General features: G+C 62.6%; 20 protein-coding genes and 5 pseudogenes. 5 read left to right on the forward strand and 20 right to left on the reverse strand.

The genetic code is table 11. The annotated features are described in order from the left end of the window. Nucleotides 1–44 precede the first annotated feature (44 nt). From AB4O25_RS21580 to cbiE, 7 genes are all read right to left on the reverse strand, one after another. The gene (locus tag AB4O25_RS21580; RefSeq protein ID WP_065879425.1) at nt 45–443 is read right to left on the reverse strand and encodes a DUF2946 domain-containing protein; all 399 of its coding nucleotides are present in this window, start codon (nt 441–443) and stop codon (nt 45–47) included. 11 nt (nt 444–454) lie between these two features. After that, complete coding sequence (locus AB4O25_RS21585; protein WP_017527899.1) at nt 455–937, reverse strand: copper chaperone PCu(A)C; 483 nt, start codon at nt 935–937, stop codon at nt 455–457. Between the two features lie 47 nt (nt 938–984). Beyond that, complete coding sequence (locus tag AB4O25_RS21590) at nt 985–1380, reverse strand: DUF2946 domain-containing protein (protein ID WP_017527898.1); 396 nt, start codon at nt 1378–1380, stop codon at nt 985–987. Nucleotides 1381–1477: 97 nt separating this feature from the next. Then, nucleotides 1478–1765, reverse strand: coding sequence for an addiction module antidote protein (locus AB4O25_RS21595; RefSeq protein WP_065879424.1), 288 nt, complete (start codon nt 1763–1765; stop codon nt 1478–1480). 3 nt (nt 1766–1768) lie between these two features. Beyond that, on the reverse strand, nt 1769–2071 hold the full coding sequence (locus AB4O25_RS21600) for a type II toxin-antitoxin system RelE/ParE family toxin (protein ID WP_017527896.1): 303 nt from the start codon (nt 2069–2071) through the stop codon (nt 1769–1771). A 365-nt stretch (nt 2072–2436) separates the two neighbouring features. Then, entirely contained in the window at nt 2437–3156 is a 720-nt protein-coding gene (locus AB4O25_RS21605) for a cobalt-precorrin-6A reductase (protein ID WP_267864520.1), read from the reverse strand. Continuing rightward, a complete protein-coding gene (gene cbiE / locus AB4O25_RS21610; RefSeq protein WP_460149963.1) occupies nt 3153–4358 on the reverse strand; it encodes a precorrin-6y C5,15-methyltransferase (decarboxylating) subunit CbiE in 1206 nt (401 codons plus the stop codon). Before cbiE ends, AB4O25_RS21605 begins: the two co-directional genes overlap by 4 nt. A gap of 95 nt (nt 4359–4453) precedes the next feature. On the opposite strand from cbiE, the gene cobG reads away from it, so the two are divergent. The 5 genes and pseudogenes from cobG to AB4O25_RS21635 all read left to right on the forward strand — a co-directional run bounded on the left by cobG (nt 4454) and on the right by AB4O25_RS21635 (nt 9729). Next, entirely contained in the window at nt 4454–5743 is a 1290-nt protein-coding gene (gene cobG / locus AB4O25_RS21615) for a precorrin-3B synthase (protein WP_460149964.1), read from the forward strand. Continuing rightward, nucleotides 5736–6362 carry a precorrin-8X methylmutase gene (locus tag AB4O25_RS21620; protein WP_017527892.1) on the forward strand — a complete coding sequence of 209 codons (627 nt, stop codon included), beginning with the start codon at nt 5736–5738 and terminating at the stop codon, nt 6360–6362. The genes cobG and AB4O25_RS21620 overlap by 8 nt, the downstream gene beginning before the upstream one ends. Then, nucleotides 6362–7093 (forward strand): precorrin-2 C(20)-methyltransferase, encoded by a 732-nt coding sequence (locus AB4O25_RS21625; protein ID WP_017527891.1) that lies wholly within the window; start codon nt 6362–6364, stop codon nt 7091–7093. Before AB4O25_RS21620 ends, AB4O25_RS21625 begins: the two co-directional genes overlap by 1 nt. Beyond that, the gene (gene cobJ, locus AB4O25_RS21630) at nt 7093–8730 is read left to right on the forward strand and encodes a precorrin-3B C(17)-methyltransferase (protein WP_068936054.1); all 1638 of its coding nucleotides are present in this window, start codon (nt 7093–7095) and stop codon (nt 8728–8730) included. Before AB4O25_RS21625 ends, cobJ begins: the two co-directional genes overlap by 1 nt. Before the next feature lie 223 nt (nt 8731–8953). Continuing rightward, nucleotides 8954–9729, forward strand: a pseudogene (locus tag AB4O25_RS21635) (hypothetical protein). Here the strand turns inward: AB4O25_RS21635 and AB4O25_RS21640 are convergent. The 13 genes and pseudogenes from AB4O25_RS21640 to AB4O25_RS21700 all read right to left on the reverse strand — a co-directional run bounded on the left by AB4O25_RS21640 (nt 9726) and on the right by AB4O25_RS21700 (nt 26615). Then, nucleotides 9726–10322 (reverse strand): MarC family protein, encoded by a 597-nt coding sequence (locus AB4O25_RS21640; protein ID WP_003171467.1) that lies wholly within the window; start codon nt 10320–10322, stop codon nt 9726–9728. The pseudogene AB4O25_RS21635 and the gene AB4O25_RS21640 overlap by 4 nt on opposite strands. A 153-nt stretch (nt 10323–10475) precedes the next feature. Next, nucleotides 10476–13246: pseudogene (locus AB4O25_RS21645) on the reverse strand (hybrid sensor histidine kinase/response regulator). A 126-nt stretch (nt 13247–13372) separates the two neighbouring features. Further along, nucleotides 13373–14665: a phosphoribosylamine--glycine ligase gene (gene purD, locus AB4O25_RS21650; protein ID WP_116079052.1), complete on the reverse strand. Its 1293-nt coding sequence runs from the start codon at nt 14663–14665 to the stop codon at nt 13373–13375. 104 nt (nt 14666–14769) lie between these two features. After that, on the reverse strand, nt 14770–16377 hold the full coding sequence (purH, locus tag AB4O25_RS21655) for a bifunctional phosphoribosylaminoimidazolecarboxamide formyltransferase/IMP cyclohydrolase (RefSeq protein WP_065879416.1): 1608 nt from the start codon (nt 16375–16377) through the stop codon (nt 14770–14772). A gap of 81 nt (nt 16378–16458) precedes the next feature. Next, nucleotides 16459–16779, reverse strand: coding sequence for a DNA-binding transcriptional regulator Fis (gene fis / locus AB4O25_RS21660; RefSeq protein WP_017527885.1), 321 nt, complete (start codon nt 16777–16779; stop codon nt 16459–16461). Next, nucleotides 16776–17789 (reverse strand): tRNA dihydrouridine synthase DusB, encoded by a 1014-nt coding sequence (dusB, locus tag AB4O25_RS21665; RefSeq protein ID WP_017527884.1) that lies wholly within the window; start codon nt 17787–17789, stop codon nt 16776–16778. Before dusB ends, fis begins: the two co-directional genes overlap by 4 nt. A gap of 185 nt (nt 17790–17974) precedes the next feature. Further along, complete coding sequence (locus AB4O25_RS21670) at nt 17975–19222, reverse strand: DUF3426 domain-containing protein (RefSeq protein ID WP_460149965.1); 1248 nt, start codon at nt 19220–19222, stop codon at nt 17975–17977. Nucleotides 19223–19252: 30 nt separating this feature from the next. Beyond that, a pseudogene (prmA, locus tag AB4O25_RS21675) lies at nt 19253–20129 on the reverse strand (50S ribosomal protein L11 methyltransferase). Nucleotides 20130–20309: 180 nt separating this feature from the next. Beyond that, a pseudogene (gene accC, locus AB4O25_RS21680) lies at nt 20310–21670 on the reverse strand (acetyl-CoA carboxylase biotin carboxylase subunit). 17 nt (nt 21671–21687) lie between these two features. After that, complete coding sequence (gene accB, locus AB4O25_RS21685) at nt 21688–22152, reverse strand: acetyl-CoA carboxylase biotin carboxyl carrier protein (RefSeq protein ID WP_017527880.1); 465 nt, start codon at nt 22150–22152, stop codon at nt 21688–21690. Between the two features lie 24 nt (nt 22153–22176). Then, nucleotides 22177–22632 carry a type II 3-dehydroquinate dehydratase gene (gene aroQ, locus AB4O25_RS21690; protein WP_003171482.1) on the reverse strand — a complete coding sequence of 152 codons (456 nt, stop codon included), beginning with the start codon at nt 22630–22632 and terminating at the stop codon, nt 22177–22179. A gap of 297 nt (nt 22633–22929) precedes the next feature. After that, a pseudogene (locus tag AB4O25_RS21695) lies at nt 22930–23445 on the reverse strand (methyl-accepting chemotaxis protein); the annotation flags it as partial. A gap of 1499 nt (nt 23446–24944) precedes the next feature. Next, entirely contained in the window at nt 24945–26615 is a 1671-nt protein-coding gene (locus tag AB4O25_RS21700; protein ID WP_017527878.1) for a response regulator, read from the reverse strand. Nucleotides 26616–26902: the final 287 nt, after the last annotated feature.

Raw genomic sequence — 26902 nt, forward strand, 5'->3', positions numbered from 1 at the left:
TGTCTGTCTAAAGTCGGCCGGGGTGAAGTAACGGTGTCAGACGTTTACGAAACGACGGGCGGCGCACGGCTGCGGGCGCCGGGGAAGATGCTCTGCCGGGCATGGCCCAGGCGCGTGGCGGGGGTGAGGGCATTGGCCGGCGGCGGGGGACCGAGGGCCACGCATGACACGCTGCCGGGCAGGGCGGGGCAACTGAACAGCAGGTCGCAATAACCGCACTTGGCCCAGAGTGCGTGGTGTTCGCTGGGGGCTTTGGGATGATGGGATTCGCCGTGGTCGCCCGGCATCTCCATGGGCATTGCCATAGACATACCGGCGTGATGGTCCATCGGCATCGCTTGGGAAATCAGCGGGCCGATAAAGATCATCAACATGGCAAACAGGCAGACCCAACTGCCGCGCTTCACGCGGTGTGGAGAGAGCCTGGCGCGAGGGGCGCCCATCGAGTGTTGGCCTATTGAGCGTGCTTATGCCCGTGGTTGGCCATCGGCGGCACTTTTTGTACCGAGACTTGCACCTCGACCTTGCCGGCTTTTTCGAAGGTCAGGGTCAACGGAAATTGCTTGCCATCGGCCAACAGGCTGCGGTCTTTGAGGCCCAGCAGCATCACGTGATAAGCCATGGGCGCGAAGGTCAGCTCGCCCTTGGCCGGCACGGCCACGCTGGGCACTTGCTGCATCTTCATTAAATCGCCCTGCATCACATGCTCATGCAATTCGGCTTTCTGCGCCAAGGGCGTCTGAGCACTGAGCAGGCGATCCGGGGTGGCGCCGGTGTTATGAATGACAAAGTACGCCGCAACCGTCGGCGCGTTCGGCGGCAATTCCTGGGACCAGGGGTCGCTGACCAGCAGGTCGCCGGCCTTGTAGTCTTCGGCGTTGGCGGCACTGAACACCGGCAGCAGCAACGCGGCCAGAAGCAGGGAAGATTTAAGCATGGCAGTTCTCCAGAACGGTTCTAAACGCAGTTCACTTGCGAAGAAGCTCAGACCGTTGGAGAGGCGCGGGGGTTGAGGCTCGGCCATTGCTGGCGCGGGGTTGGGGTTTGCAACGAGGGGGGTGGCAGGCTCTGTACCGCGTCGAACCGCGTGACGTACAACTGCGACGCATGCCCCGGCAACGCCACCAAGGGCGCCCCGCCGGAGCAACACCAGCAATGCTGCATGGTGGAATGATCGTCCTGCTGCGGCGCCGGGATTTGCAGCTTGCCCAGGGCAATCGTCTTCAGGCTGGCGCCATTGGAAGAACAGAACCCGCCCCACATCAGCCGCTTGACCGGGTCATCCGTCTGCTGCATCGCACTGGCCATCGGCATGGCAAACGCATTGAACAGCACTGCAAGGCAGGCGATCCAGGCAATTGCAAAGCGTTGACGGGCCATGGCGGACAATCCGTAGGGTTAAAGGAGCAGGCGGGTATTTAGCCTGATCGGTGGGGAGAAGTAAAAAGGGGCGGTGTGGTTTGGTGTCGCAGTGCCATCAGATAGCGGTGGCGCGAAGTCTCAGGCCTAACGCCTTCATGACCTTCATGATAGTCGCGAACTCAGGATTGCCAGTGCTGGAGAGGGCTTTGTATAGACTTTCCCGTCCGAGGCCTGCGTCGCGGGCGATTTGGGTCATGCCTTGGGCGCGGGCGATGTTGTTGAGCGCTGAACGGATCAGCAGGCCGTCACCGGCGTCCTCCTCGAAAGAAGCTTCCAGATACCCCGCAATGTCCTGAGGGGTCGTCAGGTGTTCGGCTATGTCGAAATCGTTAAATTGAGTCATGGGTCACTCCTTTCTCTCAAATTCATCGGCAATTGCTTTAGCGCGCTCAATGTCGCGTTTTTGCGTTGATTTATCGCCACCTGTCAGCAATAGGTAAACCACCTCACCTACACGCTTGAAGTACACACGGTATCCAGGGCCATAGTGGATGCGCATTTCGGATATGCCATTTCCGACGTTTTCGCAGTCTCCAAAATTACCCATTCTTGCGTTATCCAATCTTGTTAGTACGCGTCCATGGGCGGGTTGACTGCGCAACGAATAAAGCCATTCCTGAAACTCATCAGACCTCTTGAAGTGAATCATCTCGGATCGTATTCCTTGGGATACACATTGGCAAGTTGCGACGCGCTGCAAAAGCAGGCATCCCCATCGCGGATGGCTGAGGCGAAACCGCGAGCGGGGAGGTTAGGGCGAGGGCTTTTGGCTGAGCCAGCCAGCTTGTTCAGAAGTGTTTGTAGGGGGATTCGACTTTCGGTGGTGAGGCCCGAGAGTTGGCTGTTCGGTTGGTTACGAGAGGAATTGCTCGGCGTTGCGCAGACGGCAGCAGTAGCTGGATGACGCAGTTTTGAATGTGGGGCTTGCTCCCGATAGCGGTGTGAAGTCAGTCAATCAGTGGCTGACACGCCGCCATCGGGAGCAAGCCCCCTCCCACAATGGATCGGTGGTGTTTAAAGAAGGGTGATTGCCTGTAAGGCCGACGCGACCGTTGGGAACTCCCGGTCCACGGTCGCCAACACCGGCCGCTTCAGCACCAGCACCGGCACCCCACGTTCCCGCGCCACTTCCAGCTTGGGCTCGGTGGCGGTGCTGCCGCTGTTCTTGCTGATCAGCACATCAATTGCGCGTCGCTCGAATAACTCGCGCTCGTCCTCGATCAGAAACGGTCCACGTGCGCCTATCACTTCACAGCGCTCATTTCCCGGGTATACCTCCAGCGCCCGTAACGTCCAGAACTGCCCGGGGGGAATTTCGTCGAGGTGCTGCAACGGCTCGCGCCCCAAGGTGAACAGCGGCCGGTTGAACGGTTTCAAGGCCTGGATCAGCCCGGCCCAGTCACTGACCTCACGCCAATCATCGCCCACCTGCGGTTGCCACGCCGGGCGCCGCAGTGCCCAGCAGGGCACGCCACTCAACTGTGCAGCCTCGGCGGCATTGCGGCTGATCTGCGCTGCATACGGATGGGTCGCGTCGAGGATCAGGCTAATGCCCTCATCACGAACGAACTGCGCCAACCCCTCGGCGCCGCCATAACCGCCGACACGCACCTGGCAGGTAAGGTCGGTCGGCACGCGACCGACACCGGCCAGGCTGTAGAGATGTTCCGGGCCCAGCGTGCGGGCAATGGCCAGCGCTTCAGTCACGCCGCCCAGCAGCAGAATCCGTTTCATAGCGGCTTGACCACGTCCAGCAGGGTGATCGGCAGCGCCTGGCGCCAGGTATCAAACTCCCCCAACGGCTGCGCCTGGGCCACGTGGATGCGGGTCAGTTCGCCGCCGTGCTCCGCGCGCCAGTTCATCAAGGTCATTTCGCTTTGCAGGGTCACGGCGTTGGCGACCAACCGCCCGCCGGGGCGCAGGTGGTGCCAGCAGGTGTCGAGTACGCCGTCGCGGGTGACGCCGCCACCGATGAAGATCGCGTCGGGTACCGGCAGGCCCTGCAATGCGTCCGGGGCTTTACCGCGCACCAGATGCAGGCCGGGCACACCGAGGGCGTCACGGTTGTGTTCGATCAGGCCTTGGCGACCTTCGTCGGCTTCAATCGCCAGCGCTCGGCAACTGGGGTGCGTGCGCATCCACTCGATACCGATGGAGCCGCTGCCCGCGCCCACGTCCCACAGCAGTTCGCCGGGCATCGGCGCGAGGCGGGCGAGGGTCATGGCGCGCACATCGCGCTTGGTCAGTTGGCCGTCGTGTTTGAAGGCCGCGTCCGGCAGGCCCGCCAGGCGTGACAACGGTGGTGTGTCGGCAGAGGCGATGCACTCGATGGCGACCAGGTTCAGATCGGCAGTGCTGAGGTGTTGCCAGCTTGCGGCCAGTCCATCGAGGCGCCGCTCGTGCGCGCCGCCCACCTGTTCAAACACCGTCAATCGGCTGGGCCCGAACCCTGCCTCGGTCAATAACGCCGCCATCAACGCAGGGCTGCCACCGTCATTGCTCAGCACTAACAAGCGCACGCCGCTGGCCAGGTGCGCATTGATTGCCGCAAAGGGCCGGGCCACCACGGATAACGTCACCACGTCCTGCAACGGCCAGCCCAAACGCGCGGCTGCCAGGGAAACCGACGACGGTGCCGGTAAAATCAGCAACTCTTCAGCCGCGATCTGCCGCGTCAGACTGGCCCCCACGCCATAGAACATCGGATCTCCGCTGGCCAGCACGCACACCGGTTCGCCACGTTTTGCCAGCACCGGTTCCAGGGAAAACGGGCTCGGCCACAGCTGGCGCTCGCCACGAATGCACACGGGCAACAGGTCCAACTGGCGCTGAGCACCTATAATCCGCGTGGCGCGCAACAGGGCATGCCGGGCATTCCTGCCCAGCCCCTTGAAGCCGTCTTCACCGATGCCTACAACCGTCAGCCAGGGCGACATATCCATTCCTTGAGCGACATCCGACGGGCAGGCTTTTCATGCCGCCGGACAAAGCAGGCATAATACCGCGCCTTTACCCGTGAACCGGTAGCTCCGTGAACCCAACGCCCGCTCTGAATACCTTGCGCCCCTCGGCTTGTCCGGGGTTGCTGCGTATCGTCCAGGCCTTGGACGGCGGCATTTGCCGGATCAAGTTGGCCGGTGGTTCGATCAGCGCCGCCCAGGCCAACGCCGTGGCGGACGCGGCCCAGGCCTATGCCGGTGGGGTGATCGAGGCAACCAACCGCGCCAACCTGCAGATCCGCGGGATCGGCGCCGAGCAGGATGCCTTGATCGCGAGGCTGCTCGCCGCTGGCCTTGGCCCGAACAACGCCGCTGGTGACGATGTACGCAACCTGATGCTCAGCCCCAGCGCCGGTATCGACCCGCAGATGCTGTTCGACACCCGCCCCCTGGCTGGGCAGATCCTTGCCACGCTGGAAAATAATCCGCGTTTTCACGGGTTGTCGGCCAAGTTCGCCGTGCAACTGGATGGCGGCGAGGCCCTGGCGATGCTCGAACATCATCATGACCTGTGGTTGTCGGCATTCGTGCGCGATGGCCAGACGTTGCTCGCGTTTGGCCTGGCGGGTTGCCCGGGCCTGGATGCGCCGCTGGCCGCCGTGCGATTGGACCAGGGGCACGCACTGGTGGTGGCCGTCCTCGAAGCGTTCCTTGCCCTCGCGGCCCCAGAGCAAACCCGCATGCGCCATTTGCCTGTGGATAACGTACTGAGCCACCTGAGCCTGCCTCTGCTGCCGGCAAGCGGTTTCAATCGCCCGGCCAGTGGCGCTTTGTTACACCTTGGGACTTATCCACAGCCTCAACAGAATCAGTTTTATGTCGCCGCTGTCGCGCCCTTGGGCCGCCTCGATTCAACGATGCTCAAGGGCGCCGCACAGCTTGCCGGCGATTACGGGGACGGCACTTTGCGCTTCACCCCTTGGCAGGGCGTGCTGCTGCCCAATGTCGAAAAACCTTACGCCGTGACCGAGCGCCTGGCACAGCTGGGCTTCCTTTGCTCGGCCGACCAGCCCCTGGCGCGCCTGGTCGCCTGCACCGGCTCCAGCGGTTGCGGCAAAGCCTTGGCCGACACCAAGGCCGATGCCATGCAACTGGCCGCGCAGGCACCCGGCGCCGAGGCGCATCTGTCCGGCTGCCCACGTTCCTGCGCCGCCGCGCACACCGCGCCGGTCACCTTGCTGGCAGTGAGCCCCGGCCACTACGACCTCTATTTTCGCGATGCAGCCCACCCGGGTTTTGGCCGGCTGCACGCGCGCACTCTTTCCATTGAAGCGGCGGGCGCCCTGTTACGCGCTCGTCCACGGAGCAACACCGATGATTGATTACATCCGCGACGGTCAGGAGATCTATCGCAACTCCTTCGCCATTATTCGCGCGGAAGCCAGGTTGGAGCGTATCCCGGCCGACCTGGAAAAACTCGCGGTGCGGGTGATTCATGCGTGCGGCATGGTGGATGCCATCGACGGCCTGCAATTCTCCGCCGGTGCCGGCAAGGCCGGGCGCGACGCGCTGGCCGCCGGCGCGCCGATCTTGTGTGATGCGCGGATGGTTTCCGAGGGCGTGACCCGTGCGCGCCTGCCGGCCAATAACCCGGTGATCTGCACCCTGCGCGACGACAGCGTGCCTGAGTTGGCGCGGGAGTTGGGCAACACCCGTTCCGCTGCCGCCCTGGAGCTGTGGCGCCCGCATTTGGCAGGCAGCGTGGTGGTGATCGGCAATGCGCCGACCGCCTTGTTCTACTTGCTGGAAATGCTCGACGCCGGCGCGCCGAAACCGGCGTTGATCCTTGGCTTCCCGGTGGGTTTCGTCGGTGCTGCCGAATCCAAGGCGATGCTGGCGGCTGATAGCCGTGGCGTGCCGTTCGTGATCATGCAGGGCCGGCTGGGCGGCAGCGCCATGGCCGCCGCGGCGGTCAATGCACTCGCCACGGAGGTCGAATAATGCCCGTGCGCGGACGTTTGATCGGCCTGGGCGTAGGCCCCGGCGACCCGGAACTGATCACCCTCAAGGCCCTGCGCCTGCTGCGTGAATCGCCGGTGGTGGCGTACTTCGTGGCCAAGGGCAAGAAGGGCAATGCATTCGGCATCATCGAGGATCACCTGGTGCCGCAACAGACCCTGATGCCGCTGGTGTACCCGGTGACGACCGAGGCATTGCCGGCGCCGCTGTCGTACGAGCAAGTGATCAGCGATTTCTACGATACCGCCAGCGTCAATGTGGCTGCGCACCTGGATGCCGGGCGCGATGTGGCGGTGATCTGCGAAGGCGATCCATTCTTCTACGGCTCCTACATGTACCTGCACGACCGCTTGGCCGAACGTTACGACGCGCAGGTCATCCCCGGCGTGTGTTCGATGCTCGGTGGCGCCTCTGTGCTGGGCGCGCCGCTGGTGTATCGCAACCAGAGCCTGTCGGTGCTGTCGGGCGTGCTGCCCCATGACGACCTCAAGCGCCGCCTGGCGGATGCCGATGCCGCCGTGATCATGAAACTGGGTCGCAACTTCCCCAAGGTGCGCCAGGTACTGGAAGAACTCGGCCTGGCCGAGCGCGCGTTGTATGTGGAGCGCGCCACCATGGCTAACCAAAAGATTGTGCCGCTGGATCAGGTGGAGCCGATGTCGTCGCCGTATTTCTCGCTGATCATCGTGCCCGGTGAGCGGTGGCAAGGGTGATGACGCCAGCGATTGTCATACTGGGCCAGGGCAGCCTGGCCACGGCGCGCAGGATCCAGCAGCTGTACCCCGGCGCCTTGATCCATGGGCTGGCGGGGCGGGTTGAGGGCGCCGACCAGGCCTACGACGAATTCGGCGCCACCCTGCGCCGGCTGTATCAACACGGCACGCCGCTGATTGCGCTGTGCGCCGCCGGCATCGTGATCCGCACCCTGGCGCCGCTGCTGCTGGAAAAAGGTGACGAGCCCGCCGTGCTCGCCGTGGCCGAAGACGGCAGCGCCGTGGTGCCGCTGCTCGGTGGCCTGGGCGGGGTTAACGTGATGGCGCGGCACATCGGCGCCGCGCTGAATGTCGCCGCGGCGATCACCACCAGTGGCGAGTTGCGTTTCGGCACCTGCCTGCTCAACCCGCCCGCGGGTTATGAGCTGGCGGACCTGGAACTGGGCAAGCGCTTCGTCAGCGACTTGCTGGGCGGCGAAAGCGTACGTATCGAGGGCGCCGCGCCGTGGTTGGATCAAGCGCATCTGCCCCAGGACCCGCAAGCGCGTTTGGCGATCCATGTGAGCAGCGCCGAGCGCGTGCCCGTCGCCAACGAATTGTTGATCTACCCCAAGAATGTAAGCGTGACCTGCAAACCGGGCGCGCGATTGGCCGAGCGTGTGCGTGCTGCGTTGCATGACGCGGGCATTGCCGTGCAATCGCTGGCGTGCCTGCTCGCCAGCGATACGCAGATGGCCGAGGCGACGCTGCATGAAGCGGCCTCGGCATTGGCTGTGCCGCTGCGTTTCGCCAGCGTCAGCCAAGACGCCGACATCGTGATTCACGTTGCCGAGCAACCCCTGGACCTGTTCCAGGTAGGGCGTGCGCGTGGCCGTCTTGCCGTGATCGGCCTGGGCCCTGGCGCGGCCGAGTTGATGGTGCCGGCGGTCAAGGCTGAACTGGCCCGTTGCACCGACGTGCTGGGCTATGAAACCTACGTGCGCATGGCGGGGCCGTTCCGTGACGACCAGGTGCAGCACTGCACCGATAACCGTGAAGAAATGCAGCGTGCGCGCCACGCCTTCGAACTGGCCGCCCAAGGCCGTTCGGTGGTGGTGGTGTCGTCCGGTGACCCTGGCGTATTCGCCATGGCCGCTGCCGTGATCGAAGCGTTGCACGAGTCCGGCGACCCGGCCTGGCATCAGGTCGACCTGGAGATCCTGCCGGGCGTCTCGGCTTCGCTGGCCACCGCCGCCCAGGCAGGTGCGCCGCTGGGGCATGACTTCTGTGTGATGTCGCTGTCGGACAACCTCAAGCCCTGGTCGATCATCGAAAAACGCTTGGACCTCGCCTCCCAGGCCGACCTGGCCCTGGCGTTCTACAACCCGATCTCGCGGTCGCGGCCCTGGCAGTTGGGGCGCGCCCTGGAAATCGTCGCGCTGCACCGCACCCCGCAAACGCCGGTGGTGCTGGGCCGTGATGTCGGGCGCCCAGGCCAGACCTTGCGTGTCACCACGCTGGGGCAACTGACGCCGGAGCAGGTGGACATGCGCACCATGGTGCTGATCGGCTCGTCCACCACCTGCACATTCCCCAGGGCCGGTGGTGGTGAATGGGTCTATACGCCGCGTTGGTACGGCGAAAAACCCGTCGCCTGACGCTGCACGAAAGCTCCGATTGACGCTGGGTAACCACCTGCCGTTATTCGGAGCTTTTTCTTTTTTATCGAGGAAAACCGCAAGGGCGACGGCTGCCCCCTACGATTGCTGGGCGGCGTTTTCCGGCGCGCTCGCGCAAGCGATGTTTGTGGCCTGGAAAGTCCACCGGGCGCTGGACTAGTGTGCGAGCAAGCCCCATGTGGGGCGCTTGTGGAGAACGAAAATGGAGCGACATCACAAAAGGATCAACAGTACAAAGCGGCGCAAGTTGATTGCCGCCTACACGCTGCCCGGCGCGCGAGGCCAGCAGGTCGTTGCTGAGCCGGTCGACGACGACAGCAATGCAGCGGTGGTCAACAACGGCGTGATTTCATTTGCCGAGGGGCTGTCGGGGATTAACCGCGAGTACATTCGCAAAAGCTACCTGCTGGCCAGCAGCTACGTCAGCGATGTGTTGAACATCCAGCGCGGCGGCCAAGCCTGGTATGACGAATTTATCAAGGTGATGATCAGCCTGGGCTGGCTGCCGGTGCGCAGCCGGTTCGAGCGCGTCTCAAGCACCAGCAAAGGCCTACGGTGCAACTGGCGGCGCTGAACATCATCGCCACGTTATGGGCCTCGACATCGCTGGCCGGGCCGCTGCTGGCCGCGCTGCCGAAGCTGGCCGCTGATGCATTGGAGGCCTTGAAGCGCCAGCCGGCGTCTTTCGAACTGTTCAAACGCAACAGCACGGTGCACCAGGGCGGTGATTTTGGCCTGGCGTCCTGTGCCGAAACGGACGGGGAATTGATGATGGTGCTGGTGACCTACAGCACCCAGGGAGTGAGCAAACAGGTGGGGCTGCCGTTCCTTGAGTGGGACAGTTCCTCGTTCGAGGCCTTCAGCGGGCAGACCTGCCTGGTGCTCAATACCTCGGTGGTCAACGAAAAAACCATCCGGCTGATGCGCGAGAGCGCGGGCGACAAGGTGCAATTGGCGATCGCCAAGTACCGCATCTAAGGCACCAGATAACCGCGCACGCCGGTGAAGATGATTTGCGCGGCGAGGGCGCATACGAACAGGCCCATCAGCCGGCTGACAATCTGTAAACCCTGGTCACCGAGGATGCGTTCGATACGGTTGGACAGATACAGCACCACGCCGACCGTGAGGCTGGCCAGGGCGATGCTGAGGATGGCGGTGAGTTTGTCATCCCAGTGCGGCTGGCTGACGCCCATCACCAGCAAGGCGCCGATGGTACCGGGGCCGACGGTGAGGGGGATGGTGAGCGGCACGATGGTCACGTCTTGCTGCACGTTGTCGGTCTGCACCGCCGACTTGCCCTGGGCCATGCCCAGGGCAGAGATGAACAACACACTGCCGGCGCCGATGCGGAAGGCATCCACGGTGATGCCGAACACACTGAAAATGACGCGGCCGAACAGGTAGAGCAGCACGCTCGACACCAGGGTCGCCAGCGCCACTTTCCAGGCCAGGCGCCGCCGTTCTTTGCTGGAATAGCCACGGGTCAGGCTGATAAAGCAGGACAGCACGAAGAACGGGCTGTAGAGCACCAGCATCTTCAGGTAAACGCTGAATAACACGTGGAGCATAAGGGCGGCTCGCGGCAGGAGAAGTGTTGGGAGTCTATCAGGCGACACAGATCAAATGTGGGAGGGGCTTGCTCCCGATAGCGGTATATCAATCCCTAAGTGGTCGGCTGACAGACCGCCATCGGGGCAAGCTCCCTCCCACTGTATTTGCGGTCAGGAGGGTTCGTGCTCGGGGCGTTGTTGGCGCTGCGCCACCCAGAACGCCACCAGTTCGCGCAATTGCGACAACTCCACCGGCTTGGCCATGTGCCCGTCCATGCCGGCCTGGCGCGCGCGTTCCTTATGTTCCGAAAGGATATGCGCCGTAAGCGCCACCACCGGCGTGCGAATGCGTTGATGGCTGACTTCCCAGGCGCGCAATTGCTGGGTGGCCGAGAAGCCATCGAGGATTGGCATTTCACAGTCCATCAACACCAGGTCATAGCGCTGGGCTTTCATTGCCTCCAATGCTTCTTCGCCGTTGCTGGCGGTGTCCGGGTTGAGGTTGAGCTTGCCGAGCATGCCGCGAATCACTTTGGTGGAGATGCTGTTGTCCTCGGCCACCAGGATCTTGAAATCGCTGGGCACGGCCACCTCCGCCGGCGGGCTGAGGACCGCGCGGGGTGGCACGCCGCCTTTGCTGCGTTGGGTCAGTTCATCGGCCAGGGTCGTCTTGAGGGTGTAACCGGCCACCGGCTTGGCGAGGATGCGCTTGATCCCGCTGTTACGCGCGATGATCTTGCTCGGCGCATTGCTGATGCCCGTGAGCATGATCAGCAGGATGTCGTGGTTCAGGCTTGGGTCTTCCTTGATTTTTGCCGCCAGTTGCATGCCGGTCATGCCGGGCATGTTCTGGTCCAGCAGCACCACGTCGAAGTAGTCACGCAGGTGCGCCTTGGTGCGCAGCAAGGCCAGGGCTTCTTGCCCGAAGGTACCGCGCTGACGTTCAGGCCCCAGGCCGTGCATTGCTGCACCAGCACTTTGCGGCAGGTGTCGTTGTCGTCCACCACCAGTACGCGCGCATCCCTGAGCGGGCCGTCGAGGTCGGAGGTCGGGTGCTCCAGGCGTTCCGGGTCAAGCGGCAGGGTCAGCCACAGGGTGCTGCCCTGATGGCTGCCGCTCTTGATGCCGAACTCACCGTTCATCAACAGGATCAGTTGACGCGCGATGACCAGGCCCAGGTGCCCGCTCAAGCGGGTGGCCGAGAGGAAGTTCTTGCTGTGCAGTTCGCTGTGCAGCAGTGCCTCGCGCTCGGCGGGTTCCATCGGCAGGCCGCTGTCTTGCACGGCAATGCGCAGGCGCGGCTTGGTGCTGCGGTCGTCCAGGGCGACGACGATGAGGACTTCGCCTTCATCGGTTTTTTGCAGGGCGTTTTCCAGCAGGCTCAAAAGCGCCTGGCGCAGGCGGGTCGGGTCGCCGCTGATGACGCGCGGCACCTGGGGCTGGATAAAGCTGATCAACTCGACGTTCTGTTGTTCGGCCTTGGCGCGGAAGATGCTCAGGCAGTCGTCGATCAGCGCGTTGAGGTCGAACTGCACGTCGTCCAGCTCGATCTGCCCGGATTCGAGTTTGGAGATGTCGAGGATTTCGTTGATCAGGGTAAGGAGTTCGTTGCCGGCGCTGTGGATGGTCTGCACGTAGTCGCGCTGCTTTACCGACAGCGGGGTGCCCAGCAGCAGTTCGGTCATGCCCAGCACGCCGTTCATGGGTGTGCGGATTTCGTGGCTGATCTTGGCCAGGAACTCGGCCTTTGCGGCGATTTCGGCGTTGCTCGCGGCGAGGTCGCGGCTGAGGCTGAAGCGCGCTTCCACGAGGGCGCGCTGGCGTTCACCCAGGGCCAGGCTCATCAACAGGCCGCTGAGGCAGATAAACGCGAGGAGCGTGACGATCAGCCCCTGTGGCGACACCATCGTAAGGCCCAGCAACGCCGGGAGGATGATCAGCGTGCCGATGTTGAACACCACCATGCCCGCCACGAACAAACGCGCCGGGCCATAGCCTCTCTGCCAGTGATACGCCGAGACAAACAGCATGCTCAGGCCTGCCAGGGCCACCAGCGCATAGGTGATGATGTTCAGCGGCAGGGTGCTGACAAACAACAGCAGCAGGCCGCACAGCACGATAAACAGGATATCGGCCATCAACAGCTTGTTCAGCGGGTGCGGGCCCAGGGGCATGAAGAAGCGGTAGGCGAACATCAGCCCGCACGGCGCGGTCAGCAGCAGCGCCAGGTACGCGCCTGGGGTCTGGATAGCGTGCCAGTTCGGCAGCCATGGGCCCGTTAGGTTGAGCAGCAGCGCCAGGCTGAGCATCAACAGTATTTCGCACGCCGCCAGCCACAGGCTGCTGCGCGAGCGGTGGTAAGCAAAGCGTGAAAGGTTGTGCAGGATCAGCATCAACAGGCAACCGAAGAGCAGGCCGTAGACCAGCGTCTGGGTCTGGTCGGCGGCGGCCAGTACGGCCGGCTCCAGGGTGATATAGGGGCGCAGCTCATGTTCCGAGACCAGGCGCAGGTAGACCTCAAGCGGCTTCTGGCTCTGGGGCATCGGTAGCATGAAGTCGCTGCTGGGTAACGGGCGTTCCGTCTGGGGCTGGCGGGTGCCGGTGTTCTGTTGCTCGATCAGGGTGTCGCCGTCCAGCACGTAGAGGCTCAGGTAGGACAGGTCCGGGGCGAATACCCGCAGCACTTGCTCGTGCTTGCCGGGTTGCAGCTTGAAACGTACCCACAACGCACCGTCCGGTTGCGCGGCGGTAATGCGGTCCAGTTCGATGGGGCTGAATTGGTTGGTGTAGCGCGAGGAACGAATGTCGCTCAGTTGCAGGTCGGCCTGTTCATCAAGCAATACTGCCCAGCCACTGCCTTGCGCGGCGGCCTGGGCCGGGAACAAGCAGAGCAGCGTCAGCAGACTGACAGTGAAACCTATGGCGATCCTGAGCCAGCGCACGGCGAAATCCCTTCGTAGGTTGATGCACGGGTTAACTATGCGCGGGGTGGCCGGTGTACGGCAAGGGCCAGAGGCCCTTGCCTGACCGAACGGATAGCTAGTGACGAGGCTTGCGACGTCTGCGCCTTAGTGCGTTTCGCCACGTTCACGGGCAATGGCGCGGTAACCGATGTCGGTGCGGTAGAAGCAGCCTTTCCAATCGATTTTTGCGGCCAGTTTGTACGCCTGTTGTTGCGCGGCGTCGACACTGGCGCCCATGGCGGTAGCGCACAGCACACGGCCACCGGCGGTTACCACCTTGCCATCCTTGAGCGCGGTGCCCGCATGGAACACTTTGCCTTCCAGCGTAGCCGCCGCATCCAGGCCTTCAATCACATCGCCCTTGGCGTAGTCGGCAGGGTAACCGCCGGCCGCCAGTACGATGCCGACACTCGGGCGTGGGTCCCACTGGGCTTCGACCTTGTCCAGGGCCTGGGCCAGGGCGGCTTCCACCAGTAATACCAGGCTCGATTGCAGGCGCAGCATCACCGGTTGGGTTTCCGGGTCGCCGAAGCGGCAGTTGAACTCGATGACCTTCGGGTTGCCGGCCTTGTCGATCATCAGGCCGGCATAGAGGAAACCGGTGTACACATTGCCTTCGTCGGCCATGCCGCGCACGGTTGGCCAGATCACCAGGTCCATGACGCGCTGGTGCACTTCGCTGGTGACCACCGGGGCAGGGGAGTAGGCACCCATGCCGCCGGTGTTGGGGCCGCTGTCGCCGTTGCCGACGCGCTTGTGGTCCTGGCTGGTGGCCATCGGCAATACGTTCTTGCCGTCGACCATCACGATGAAGCTGGCTTCTTCGCCGTCGAGGAACTCCTCGATCACCACGCGCGAGCCTGCGTCGCCAAAGGCATTGCCGGCGAGCATGTCACGCACGGCGTCTTCGGCTTCCTGCAAGGTCATCGCCACGATCACGCCTTTACCGGCGGCCAGGCCATCGGCCTTGATCACGATCGGTGCGCCTTTCTCACGCAGGTAAGCCAGGGCCGGCTCGATCTCGGTGAAGTTCTGGTAGTCGGCGGTCGGGATCTTGTGGCGCGCCAGGAAGTCCTTGGTGAACGCCTTGGAACCTTCCAGCTGCGCGGCGCCGGCGGTTGGGCCGAAGCAATCCAGGCCGCGGCTGCGGAACAGGTCGACCACGCCGGCCACCAACGGTACTTCCGGACCGACGATGGTCAGGGAGACGTTTTGCTCGGCGAAATCGGCGAGTTGCTCAAGCGCCAGCACGTCGATAGCGACGTTTTCGCACTTGGCTTCAATGGCGGTGCCGGCGTTGCCGGGCGCGACGAAAACTTTCTGGACGCGGGGGTCCTGGGCAACTTTCCAGGCCAGGGCGTGTTCACGGCCACCGCTGCCAATGATCAAAACATTCATTTCAAAACCTCAAATTCTGTAGGCGCCAGAGGAGCGCTTTTAAATGTGGGAGGGGGCTTGCCCCCTCCCACACAAGCCCGCTCCTACATTTCAATCGGGTTGGATCAGTGGCGGAAGTGGCGCATGCCGGTGAAGACCATCGCTATGCCAGCTTCATCAGCGGCGGCGATAACTTCAGCATCGCGCATCGAACCGCCCGGTTGGATCACGGCGGTCACGCCCGCTTTCGCGGCGTTGTCCAGGCCGTCACGGAACGGGAAGAAAGCGTCGGACGCCATCACCGAGCCCACCACCTGCAAACCGGCGTGTTCAGCCTTGATCGCGGCGATACGCGCCGAGTTCACGCGGCTCATCTGGCCGGCGCCGACACCGATGGTCTGGCGGTTCTTGGCGTAGACGATGGCGTTGGATTTAACGTACTTGGCCACTTTCCAGGCGAAGATCAGGTCGTTGATCTCTTGCTCGGTGGGAGCACGCTGGGTTACCACTTTCAGGTCGGCGCTGCCGATCATGCCGATGTCGCGGCTCTGTACCAGCAAGCCGCCATTGACGCGCTTGTAGTCCCAGGCAGCGGCGCGGTCAGCCGACCATTCGCCGCAGGCCAGCAGGCGCACGTTGGCTTTCGCTGCAACGATGGCGCGCGCTTCTTCGCTGACGCTTGGCGCGATGATCACTTCAACGAACTGACGCTCGACGATGGCCTTGGCGGTCTCGGCGTCCAGCTCACGGTTGAAGGCAATGATGCCGCCGAAGGCCGACTCGGTGTCGGTGGCGTAGGCCAGTTCGTAGGCCTGGCGAATACCGCCTTCGGCGTCCGGGCTCACGGCCACGCCACACGGGTTGGCGTGCTTGACGATCACGCAGGCCGGCTTGACGAAGCTTTTCACGCATTCGAGCGCGGCATCGGTGTCGGCCACGTTGTTGTAGGACAGTTCTTTGCCTTGCAGTTGGGTCGCGGTGGCAATGCCGACTTCGGCCGGTTTTGCCTCCACGTAGAACGCCGCGCTCTGGTGCGGGTTCTCGCCGTAGCGCATTTCCTGGGCCTTGATGAACTGGCTGTTGAAGGTGCGCGGGAACTGGCTGCGGCCTTCTGTGCTCAGGGTGTCGGCGGCCTGGTTCACGGTGCCCATGTAGTTGGCGATCATGCCGTCGTAGGCCGCGGTGTGTTCGAACGCCTTGAGCATCAGGTCAAAACGCTGGGCGTAGGTCAGGCCGCCGGCTTTCAGGCTTTCGAGCACCTGGCTGTAGTCGCCGGCATTGACCACGATGGCCACGTCTTTGTGGTTCTTGGCTGCCGAGCGCACCATGGTCGGGCCGCCGATATCGATGTTTTCGATGGCGGTCGGCAGGTCGCAGCCGGGCTTGTTGATGGTGGCTTCGAAGGGGTAGAGGTTGACGGCCACCAGGTCGATCGGCTTGATGCCGTGCTCGTTCATGATGGCGTCGTCGATACCGCGACGGCCGAGGATGCCGCCGTGGATTTTCGGGTGCAGGGTCTTGACCCGACCGTCCATCATTTCCGCGAAACCGGTGTAGTCCGCGACTTCTACTGCGGCCACGCCGTTGTCCTGCAGCAGTTTGAAGGTCCCGCCCGTGGAGAGGATTTCCACGCCCAGGGCTTCCAGCTCCCGGGCAAATTCGAGGATGCCGGTCTTGTCGGAAACGCTGATCAAGGCGCGGCGGATCGGCAGGCGGGTAGTCTGGTCGGTCATTTCAATTTCCATCAAAAGCAAAGGAGTCAGCAAAAAAGGCGACCGGTTTTACGCGGGCGCCTTTCTGGTTTGATTGAATGCTTACAGCAAATCGTATTGCTTGAGCTTTTTGCGCAAGGTGCCACGGTTGAGGCCCAGCAGCTCACTGGCTTTGGTCTGGTTGCCCTTGACGTAGTTCATCACGCTTTCGAGCAAGGGCGCCTCGACTTCGGAGAGCACCAGGTTGTACACGTCCGTGACTGAAGCGCCCTCAAGGTGGGCGAAATAATTGTGCAGCGCCTTTTCAACGCTCCCGCGAAGGGTCTGGCCTTCTTCGCTCGGCGTGTTGAGGTGCTGTTTCAAATTGACGTTGTCGCTCACGGGTGTTGTTCCACTCACTAAAGTCTCGGTCATGATCGTCATGCGGCCACCCCCTCTCCGTCCCCTGCTCTCAGGCTCTTGTCTCGTTCGGCAAAAAACTCACGAACGGCGGTGACCTGTGCTTGCGTTTCATCCAAACGATTGAACCCGGCGCGAAACTCCCTGGCGCCCGGCAGGGTTGCGAGATACCAACCCACATGCTTGCGAGCAATGCGTACGCCCATCACATCCCCATAGAAAGTGTGAAGGGCAGCCAGATGCTCTAGCAGAATACGTTCCACCTCGACCAACTCCGGTGCCGGCAGGACTTCGCCGGTACGCAGAAAGTGTTCGATCTCACGAAAAATCCACGGGCGCCCCTGGGCGGCCCGGCCTATCAACAAACCATCGGCACCGGTTGCGTGCAGCACGCGCCGGGCTTTCTCGGCTGAGTCGATATCGCCATTGGCAAATACCGGCATCGACACCGCCTGCTTGATCGCGGCGATGGTGTCGTACTCGGCTTCACCGGTATAAAGGTCGGCGCGGGTGCGGCCATGCACCGCCAGCGCTGTAATGCCCGCCTGTTCGGCGATCTTCGCCACCGTCAGGCCATTCTTGTTGTCCCGGTCCCAGCCGGTACGAATCTTCAGGGTCACCGGCACATCCACGGCGGCGACAACGGCCTGCAGGATCTCGGCAACCAACTGCTCATCTTTCAACAGGGCGGAACCGGCGGCCTTGTTACAGACCTTCTTGGCCGGGCAGCCCATGTTGATATCGATGATCTGTGCGCCCAGCTCCACGTTGGCTCGGGCCGCATCCGCCAGCATCTGCGCGTCACCACCGGCGATTTGTACCGAGCGGGGCTCGGGATCACCTTCGTGGATCATGCGCATCCGCGATTTGCGGGTGTTCCACAAACTCATGTCACTGGTGACCATTTCCGAGACTACAAGACCCGCGCCCAAACGTTTGCAGAGCTGACGAAAGGGCTGGTCGGTGACGCCCGCCATCGGGGCGAGAATCAAGCCGTTCTGCAATGTATATGGGCCGATGCGTACCGCCGACATAGGACTTCCCTGTTGTGGGGCCGGATCATTAGAGTTCGAAAAAGGGTTGGCATGATACCCGCTCTCGATGACTGGATAAAGGCTGAATTGGATAAAATCTGAACAGTTAATTCTTTATCGCTACCGGTTTGGTTGCGCGGCGTGAAGTCAATATTCCACCGTCAAGCTTCGGTGCATCCGCCGATTCACTCGGGAGAATGGAAGCTCAAGCTGTAATTCACGGCTTTATTGCCTGGGTCGAGGATATCCAGGGAAATATGAATCGGGGTTTGCGATGGCATTTCGCTCACACCGGCCAGTTCGCCGCTCAGGTATTCGGCGGGTTTGAAGCGACGACTGGCGATCAGGTTGCCATTGAGGTCGGCAAACCGCAGCTCCAGCAGGGGGAAGGGCTGGGAGAATGTCGCGCGGTTGTAGATGATCGCATCCACCACCAGCGCGCCGGCGAACTCCGGATGGCTGCGCACCACCAGGTTGCTGCTCTTGATATGGGCGATATCAACCCGTGATGGCACCGTGCAGCCCAGTGTGGGGCACAGTTGCTGGAACCATGGGCGGTAGGCGTCCTGGCGGGCCAGGTCGTCGAATTGGTAGGCAATGTATTGGACGGCCAGGCCGGCGGCGGCGATCAGCACCAGCAGTATCCAGATCAGGCGACGGCCCCAGCCCTGCGGGCGTTTTTGCGCATACAGGTGCAGCGGGTCGTCTTCCAGGTCCTGAAGCAGCTCGTCGTGGATTCCGGCTTCGGGGCGCGGACGCTTGCGGCGGGGTTGCGGGCGCTCTTCGGGCTCCGGTTCCTGTGCCGCGGCTGTCAGGGGAGTGAACGGCGGGTCGCGCTCGTCATCGTCTGGGGTTGAGTGCAGCGGTGGTTCGTCGTCGATCTCGTCAGTGTGCGGCGACATGGACGGTTCGGTGCGCTGCTTGGTCGCAGGGCCTTTAATCGGCTCGGGCTCGTCTTCAGCGTGAGTGGCGCGTTCTTCAGGCGGTTCGCTGAACAGGCTGGCGGCCCATTTTTCTTCATCGGCCTTGACGGTTTCGCGAGTGGCGCTGAGGGCGTCGTCTTTTTGCCGACGCTCGGCGCCGGGCTGACGGCGTTCCGCGCCCACGGGCAGGGTGTGCTGAATCTCGCGGCGTTCCAGCTTGGCCAGTTCTTTATCCAGGTCCAGGTTGTCCAGGTCCAGCTCTTCGGCGGTCCACTGTTTCTGGCTGACTGCCCGCTGTGGCTCGGGCACCGCTTCGGGCGTTGGCTCGGCCGCGGTCGGCTGCCCCGGCGCCGTCGCATGGGCGCGCTGCTCGAGCAATTGGCGAGCGGCGTTGAACACTTGCAGGCACGAGCCGCAACGTACCACGCCACGGGCCACGCTCAACTGGGCGTGGTTGACGCGGAAACGGGCTTGGCAATGCGGGCACTGGGTGACGAAACTGTCGGTCATGCGGCCATCCGATTCAGGCAAGCGCTCATTCTAGCGCCGACGCCCGCTGATGCGTACCCAGCCGTCACGGTTGGCGATCGGGTCCAACTCGAAATCCTTGGCATACGCGGCGGCCACATCTTCGCCCTGTTCAGCGAGGATGCCCGACAACGCCAGGCGTCCGCCGGACTTGACCAGGCTCGACAGCTGCGGCGCCAGGGAAACCAGCGGCCCGGCGAGGATGTTCGCGACCAGCACATCGGCCTGCACCTGGGGCAGATCTTCAGGCAGGTAGAGTGGAATTTGCCTTCAGGGATATTGTTGCGCCCGGCGTTATCGCGGGAGGCTTCCAGCGCCTGCACATCGATATCGGTGCCCACGGCCTCCTTGGCGCCCAACAGCAGGGCGGCAATCGCCAGGATCTCGAGCCGCAGCCGAAGTCCAGCACGTGGCTGTCGGTCAGGTCCTGGCCGTCCAGCCATTCCAGGCACAGCGCGGTGGTGGGGTGGGTGCCGGTGCCGAAGGCCAGGCCCGGGTCCAGCAGCAGGTTGACCGCCTCGGGTTCCGGTGCGGCGTGCCAGCTTGGCACGATCCACAGGCGTTGGCCGAAACGCATCGGCTGGAAGTTGTCCATCCAGCTGCGTTCCCAGTCCTGGTCTTCGATCACTTCGCTGTGGTGCTCCGGCAACGGGCTGCCGGTAAGCAGTTCCATATGGGCCAGCACGGCGGCGGCATCGGTGCCGTCTTCGAACAGGGCCAGCAAGTGGGTGTGGGACCACAGTGGGGTCGTGTTCAGCTCGGGTTCGAAGATCGGCTGGTCTTCGGCGTCCATGAAAGTCACCGACACAGCGCCCACTTCGAGGAAAGCGTCTTCGTAGGTTTCGGCTTGTTCTGGGCTGATGGCGAGACGGACTTGCAGCCAAGGCATGGCGGGCACCTTTGAAAAAATGAGTGTGCGACCGCAGAGTCGCGAAAGCGCGCAAGTTTACGCGAGCTCACGGCAGAAGACGACTGTACTGACTGAACACATTTGCAGGGTGTACATCTTCAAGATCGAGCGCGCAGAAACAACAAAACCGCCCGAAGGCGGTTTTGTTGGGTGGAGCACTTACTGGTTGGCCAGTTTGTGTTCCAGGTAGTGAATGTTCACACCACCTTCGCAGAAGCCTTCATCGCGGACCAGGTCCCGGTGCAGCGGGACGTTGGTCTTGATGCCGTCGACCACGATTTCGTCCAGGGCGTTACGCATGCGGGCCATGGCCTCGTCGCGGGTGGCGCCCCAGGTGATCAGCTTGCCGATCAACGAGTCGTAGTTGGACGGAACCTTGTAGCCGCTGTACAGGTGCGAATCCACACGTACGCCGTTGCCGCCGGGCGCGTGGAAATGCTTGACCAGGCCTGGGCTCGGCATAAAGGTTTTCGGGTCTTCGGCGTTGATCCGGCATTCCAGGGAGTGGCCGTGAATCTTCACGTCAGCCTGGGTGAAGGACAGCACGTTACCGGCGGCGATGCTCAGCATCTCCTTGACGATGTCGATACCGGTGACCATCTCCGACACCGGGTGCTCTACCTGCACGCGAGTGTTCATCTCGATGAAGTAGAAACGACCGTTCTCGTAGAGGAACTCGAAGGTGCCGGCGCCACGGTAGTTGATGTCGATGCACGCCTTGACGCAGCGAGCCAGCACTTCCTGGCGGGCTTTCTCGTCCAGGCCCGGTGCCGGCGCTTCTTCCAACACCTTCTGGTGACGGCGTTGCAGCGAGCAATCACGGTCGCCCAGGTGGATGGCATGGCCCTGGCCGTCGGACAGTACCTGGACTTCCACGTGACGTGGGTTGGTCAGGTACTTTTCCAGTAGACCATCGGGTTGCCGAACCAGGCGCCGGCTTCCGCACGGGTCTGCTTGGCGGCTTCGATCAGGTCTTCTTCCTTGTGCACCACACGCATGCCGCGACCACCACCGCCACCGGCGGCCTTGATGATCACCGGGTAACCGACTTCGCGACCAATGCGCAGGGCGGTTTCCTCGTCTTCAGGCAGTGGGCCGTCGGAGCCTGGAACGGTTGGCACGCCGGCTGCGATCATGGCGTCCTTGGCCGAGACCTTGTCGCCCATCAGGCGAATGGTTTCGGCTTTAGGGCCGATGAACGCGAACCCGGATTTTTCCACCTGTTCGGCGAAATCGGCGTTTTCCGCGAGGAAGCCGTAGCCAGGGTGGATGCCATCAGCGCCGGTCACTTCTGCCGCGGCGATGATGTTCGGGATGTTCAGGTACGAGTTCGAGGCCAGTGGCGGGCCGATGCAGAGGCTCTCGTCCGCCAGTTTCACGTGCATCAATTCGGTATCGGCCGTCGAGTAAACAGCGACGGTCTTGATGCCCTCTTCCTTACAGGCGCGCAGGATACGCAGCGCGATCTCGCCGCGGTTGGCGATCAGGACTTTTTGCAGTTTCTTCGCAGGTTTCAACATCGAAGGCGCTCCGCGGTTCAAACGATGGTGAACAGCGGCTGGTCGTACTCAACCGGCTGACCGTTTTCTACCAGGATGGATTCGATGACGCCGGCTTTTTCGGCCGTGATGTGGTTCATCATCTTCATCGCTTCAACGATGCAGAGGGTGTCGCCCACTTTCACGGTTTTGCCGACTTCAACGAAGGCTGGCGAGCCCGGCGCGGGGGTGCGGTAGAAGGTACCGACCATTGGCGACTTGGCCACGAAACCGTTCAGCACAGGCGCGGCTGGGGCGGCAGGTGCAGCGGCGGCGGCAGGCGCGGCAGCCGGAGCAGCAGCGGCGGGAGCCGGTGCTTGCATCTGCGGTGCGTAGAACTGTTGGGCCGGGGTTTTGCTGTGGCGGCTGATCCGTACGGACTCTTCGCCTTCCTTGATTTCCAGCTCGTCGATACCGGATTCTTCCAGCAGTTCGATCAATTTCTTAACTTTACGGATATCCATGAATCATCAACTCCCAAGGGTCGGTCAGGGGCGTTTAGCCTGTTCTTCAAGCTGTTCCAGGGCGGCCTCCAGGGCCAGTCGGTAACCGCTGGCGCCAAGGCCGCAGATCACTCCTACTGCTACGTCGGAGAAGTAAGAGTGATGGCGGAAAGGTTCGCGTTTGTGCACGTTCGATAAATGCACTTCGATGAATGGGATGCTCACCGCCAGCAGCGCGTCACGTAATGCAACGCTTGTATGCGTAAAAGCGGCGGGATTGATCAGGATAAAGTCCACGCCTTCGCCGCGCGCGGCATGGATGCGATCAATCAATTCATACTCGGCATTGCTTTGCAGGTAGAGCAGATGGTGGCCGGCTTCACGGGCCCGTCGTTCCAGATCGAGGTTGATCTGATCCAGGGTCACTGCCCCGTAGACGCCCGGTTCACGGGTGCCGAGCAGGTTCAGGTTGGGTCCGTGAAGAACCAGTAAGGTCGCCATCGGCTGTTCCTTGTTATTGAGGGGAGTACGGCAGAACCCGGCGACTATGCCGCAAAGCCTTTGTGACTGTCCAGTTCTATGCAGTAGGCCGCACGATTAGCGAGGATTGCGAAAAATATGTGACCCAGTTCTCCAGTCTGGTCATTGCCAACACGGTTTTGAACCCCCAGGAGATCAAATGTGGGAGGGGGCTTGCCCCCGATTGCAGTGTGTCAGTCTCACTATCTGTAACTGATCCACCGCTATCGAGAGCAAGCCCCCTCCCACATGTTGAACTGTATTTGGCATGAGGTCGGTTCAAACGCGGAAGGCCTGCACCGCCGTATTGAGCTGCCCACCCAGCACCAACAGGTGTTCGCCCTGGCGGCGGCCCTGGCCGATACGCAGCAAATTATCCTCACCCAACTGGTGAATTCTTTCGCTGTTGTCGCGAATTTCGCTCACGGCGCCGCTCTGCTGCGCGGTCACATCGGCAATGCGTACCGCCGTGTCGGAAATTGTCTGGATCGCCCCGACGATTTCATCCAGCGCGCCGTCGGCCGCCTGGGCCTGCTGGGCGGTGGCTTCGGCATGTTCGACCTGCGCGCGCATGCCTTCCACCGACTGGTGGGCGGCGGTTTGCAGGCCGCTGATCAAACCCTGGATTTCAGCGGTGGCGCCCGCCGTGCGTTGGGCCAGTGTGCGCACTTCATCGGCGACTACCGCAAACCCACGGCCTGCTTCCCCGGCGCGGGCGGCCTCGATCGCGGCATTGAGTGCCAGCAGGTTGGTCTGGTCGGCAATCGAGCGAATCACGGTGAGCACGCCGCCGATGGTGGCGGACTCGGCGGCGAGTTTTTCGATCATCTGCGCGTTTTGCTGCACTTCTCCCACCAGCGCGTGCAGGCCGGTGAGGCTCAGGCCTATCACCCGTTGGCCTTGCTCCACGGCCTGGCCCGCACTGCGGCTGGCGCCGGCGGCCTGGCTGGCATCGCCGGCCACTTGCTGGATGGTGGCCTCCAGTTCGCCCAGCGAGTCACGAATCTGCGCGGTGTCCCCGGCCTGGCGCTCGGCGCCGTCGTGCAAGCCGCTGCTCAGTTCGGCGAGGGCGCGACTGCTGCCGGCCACTTCCTGGGCATTGCCGCGAATAGTGCCCACCAGGTCCGCCAGGTAGGCGCGCAAGCGGTTCAGTGAGGCTTCGATATCGTGCAGTTCGCGGTTGGTCTTGCCCAGGGCGATCGGCTGGCTGAAGTCGCCTTCGCCCCAGGTCGACAGGGCCGGCGCCAGGTTGGTCAGCACGCGCGCCAGGCGCCGTTGCAAGGTGTCGATCAGCAGCGCAATCAGCAGGATCAAGCCGATCATCACGCCCTGCATCACGCGCACTTCGCCCTGGATAATGGCGTGTTGTGCGCGCACCACCGGCTCAAGACCGGCGATGGCCTGTTGCACCGCGCTGATTTTCAGATGGGTGGCGGCGGCCAGGTCGGCGCGTTTCTGGATCTGCTCGCGGGTGCGCTGGAGTTCGGCGGGGTAGCGGGTCAGCAAGCTGTTGAGTTCGCGCTTGAGGTCGACGCCGGTGTCCTGGGCTTCGGTTTTTTCGCTGTTTTGCAGGCCCATCAGGGCGGAAAAATCGTCGGTGTTGGATTCGGTACTGGTTTTGACGCCGAGCAAGGGCAGTTGCTCCAGCAGGTCAGCCTGGCTGCGGATACTGCCGACTTCGCGCTCCACGTCAGCGGCCAGTTCCGCGCGTCCGCTGCTCACCAGTTTGTCGCGCGCCAGGGACAGTTTGCCCAGATGCTGGGATGCGGCCAGCAGCGGCGGCAGATAACGCGCTGCTTCGGGGGCGTTCACGCCCATGGCGTACTGGCCCAATTGCTCCAGGTTCGCGCCCAGTTCGCGTTCGGCTTGCAGCAACAGGGCTTGCGGGTCGCCGGCCAACTTGCCGGCGGCGAGCAGGTCGGTTTTGCTGAAGGCGTCCAGCTCTACCAGGCTGGGGCGCAGATTTTGCGCCAGCTCGGCGGGCAATTCATTCAGGTCCCGCAGCAGGTTTTCCAGGCTCTGGCTGGCGCTGCTCAAGCGCAGGGCGTCGCCGCTGGCCAGGTAGTCGTCGATATTGCGCGCGGCCTGGTTCTGAAAGCTCTGCGACAGCCCCAGGTAGCGTTCCATCAATAGATACGGGCGTTCCAGCGCGCGTTGCGACCACCACAGCGTCGCCCCGAGTGCCAGGCACACGGCCACCAGAAGAAGGGTATTGAGATTGGTCAGCAGCTTCAGGCGCATGCGGGGTTTCAACCGACAACAAAAGGTAAGTGCCTGAAGTTATTGCATTTACATTACAAAGTTATGACGGAATCAGTGGATTCCGGTGAAAAGGTGGCACTTTGCTTTGATGTGCGCGCGGCCTGTACACGATTGCGTCCTGCGCCCTTGGCGCGGTACAGCGCTTCGTCCGCCTGAGCGGCCATCATCAAGCTGTCGGAGTCATCGCACAGCTCCACCAGCCCGGCGCTGAAGGTGCACCATAAGTCCTGGGGCTGGGCCGGATAATGGATTTCGGCAAAGCGCCCACGGATCTCGTCCAGCACTTTGCAGGCCGACTCCAGGTCGGTGTCGGGCATCACAATGGCAAATTCTTCACCGCCGTAGCGCCCGATATAGTCGGTCTTGCGCAACCGCTGCTTGAGAAACAGCGCCAGGCTCTTGATCACGCGGTCGCCCATGGGGTGGCCATGGCTGTCATTGACGCGCTTGAAGTGGTCGATATCGAGCATGGCAAAGCTCAGCGGCTTGTTCTCGCGGCGTGCGCGGAAGCTGCAGTCTTCGAGCAGTTGCAGGATATGGGTGTGGTTGTACAGGCCGGTCAGGCTGTCGCGCACCATCCGCGCCTTGAGGTGGCGTGCGCGGGCCGCGCGGTTACGCACGGTGGTGATCAGGTGGCGTGGCTTGATCGGCTTGGTGAGGAAGTCGTCGCCGCCTTCACTCATGGCATCCAGCTGTTTATCCAGGTCATCTTCGGCCGACAGGTAGATGATCGGCACGCTCACATAGCGGTCGTTGTGGCGGATCACCTTGGCCAGCTCGGTACCGGTGCACGCGGGCATATACATGTCGAGGATGATCAGGTCGGGCTGGAAATCCGCCAGCTCGGCCATGGCCTGGATCGGCTCGATCAGGGTGCGGGTGACGATGCCGGCGCTGTTGAGCAGACGCTCGGTGTGCAGCGCCTGGGCCCGTGAGTCGTCGATGATTAGCACTTTGTAGGGTTCGTACTGAGCGACGCAGGTCAGCACTTCGATCTTTTCCAGCAGGCTGGAGGCTTCCAGGGTGCCGGTGAGGAACTCCTGGCCACCGGCGCGCACGGCCGCCAGTCGGGTTGGGGTGTCGGTTTCGTGCAGGCTGAAAAACAGCAGCGGCAGCTTGTGCTCCAGGCCTTCCTGGGCTTCGGCGGCGAGCTTGAGGCCCAGGCCTGCGCCGCAGAAATCCACGTCCATCACAATCGCCGACGGCAAGCGCTCGGCCATCGATGCACGAAATGCCGCCACGCTGTCCAGCGACTGCGCGCTCAGGCCAAAAAATTCCAGCTGCTTGGCCAGGCGCTCGGCGCGGTCGTGATCGGCCAGCATCACGTAGATCGGCTTGCGCATCGGCGGCAGGAGCGTCTGTTCCAACTGGTCGCCTTGACGCAGGCCGGTGCGGGACAGGCGCTGCATCAGGCGGTTGAGTTCGGTGATCAGTTGGCTGCTCAGGCGCCCGCGGTTTTCGTCCACGGCCTTCAGCGACTCGCCAATATGGCGCGCCAGCTGGCCGTGCTCCGGTTGTTCAAAGCGCTCGGCAAAGCGCAGCAGGCGCAGGTTGGCTTCGCTGAGTTCGCTGAAGTCGGCGTTCGACCATTCGCTGCGTTGCAGGCGCTGCCAGATCTCAAGAATTTGACGTGCCTGATGAATTACCCGCTGGGCAAAGTGCTGCTTGAGACGCTCACGGCTGGGGTCTTCTGACTCGGTCATATCCTGACTGCTAGTAAGGGTGCATGCTGAGATCGAAAATGATGGCTCTATGCTAGCACCTCTTTCGAATCGCATCAGTGTCATACATCAATTAACTGCGCATATCCCGACATTCAGTTGATGACCGGCCGGTCGCGCAGCGTAAAAAGCGTGCATCCTTTATAGTCCAACTCCCCAGGCGCGCCAGTTTGACGAAAAGCCCCGCATTGGCTGGCACGATGGGGTAGGGTTGCTGTCGGAGTGTGTGAACGCACGCCGCCTTTTAAAGTGCATGAACTCAAGTGATT

The organism is Pseudomonas sp. S3_A03 (assembly GCF_054668275.1).

What these genes read in the sequence shown, in the direction of transcription:
- AB4O25_RS21580 (WP_065879425.1), bottom strand. Translation starts at nt 443, where the DNA reads ATGGGCGCCCCTCGCGCCAGGCTCTCTCCACACCGCGTGAAGCGCGGC.
- AB4O25_RS21585 (WP_017527899.1), bottom strand. Translation starts at nt 937, where the DNA reads ATGCTTAAATCTTCCCTGCTTCTGGCCGCGTTGCTGCTGCCGGTGTTC.
- AB4O25_RS21590 (WP_017527898.1), bottom strand. Translation starts at nt 1,380, where the DNA reads ATGGCCCGTCAACGCTTTGCAATTGCCTGGATCGCCTGCCTTGCAGTG.
- AB4O25_RS21595 (WP_065879424.1), bottom strand. Translation starts at nt 1,765, where the DNA reads ATGACTCAATTTAACGATTTCGACATAGCCGAACACCTGACGACCCCT.
- AB4O25_RS21600 (WP_017527896.1), bottom strand. Translation starts at nt 2,071, where the DNA reads ATGATTCACTTCAAGAGGTCTGATGAGTTTCAGGAATGGCTTTATTCG.
- AB4O25_RS21605 (WP_267864520.1), bottom strand. Translation starts at nt 3,156, where the DNA reads ATGAAACGGATTCTGCTGCTGGGCGGCGTGACTGAAGCGCTGGCCATT.
- cbiE (WP_460149963.1), bottom strand. Translation starts at nt 4,358, where the DNA reads ATGTCGCCCTGGCTGACGGTTGTAGGCATCGGTGAAGACGGCTTCAAG.
- AB4O25_RS21620 (WP_017527892.1), top strand. Translation starts at nt 5,736, where the DNA reads ATGATTGATTACATCCGCGACGGTCAGGAGATCTATCGCAACTCCTTC.
- AB4O25_RS21625 (WP_017527891.1), top strand. Translation starts at nt 6,362, where the DNA reads ATGCCCGTGCGCGGACGTTTGATCGGCCTGGGCGTAGGCCCCGGCGAC.
- cobJ (WP_068936054.1), top strand. Translation starts at nt 7,093, where the DNA reads ATGACGCCAGCGATTGTCATACTGGGCCAGGGCAGCCTGGCCACGGCG.
- AB4O25_RS21640 (WP_003171467.1), bottom strand. Translation starts at nt 10,322, where the DNA reads ATGCTCCACGTGTTATTCAGCGTTTACCTGAAGATGCTGGTGCTCTAC.
- purD (WP_116079052.1), bottom strand. Translation starts at nt 14,665, where the DNA reads ATGAATGTTTTGATCATTGGCAGCGGTGGCCGTGAACACGCCCTGGCC.
- purH (WP_065879416.1), bottom strand. Translation starts at nt 16,377, where the DNA reads ATGACCGACCAGACTACCCGCCTGCCGATCCGCCGCGCCTTGATCAGC.
- fis (WP_017527885.1), bottom strand. Translation starts at nt 16,779, where the DNA reads ATGACGATCATGACCGAGACTTTAGTGAGTGGAACAACACCCGTGAGC.
- dusB (WP_017527884.1), bottom strand. Translation starts at nt 17,789, where the DNA reads ATGTCGGCGGTACGCATCGGCCCATATACATTGCAGAACGGCTTGATT.
- AB4O25_RS21670 (WP_460149965.1), bottom strand. Translation starts at nt 19,222, where the DNA reads ATGACCGACAGTTTCGTCACCCAGTGCCCGCATTGCCAAGCCCGTTTC.
- accB (WP_017527880.1), bottom strand. Translation starts at nt 22,152, where the DNA reads ATGGATATCCGTAAAGTTAAGAAATTGATCGAACTGCTGGAAGAATCC.
- aroQ (WP_003171482.1), bottom strand. Translation starts at nt 22,632, where the DNA reads ATGGCGACCTTACTGGTTCTTCACGGACCCAACCTGAACCTGCTCGGC.
- AB4O25_RS21700 (WP_017527878.1), bottom strand. Translation starts at nt 26,615, where the DNA reads ATGACCGAGTCAGAAGACCCCAGCCGTGAGCGTCTCAAGCAGCACTTT.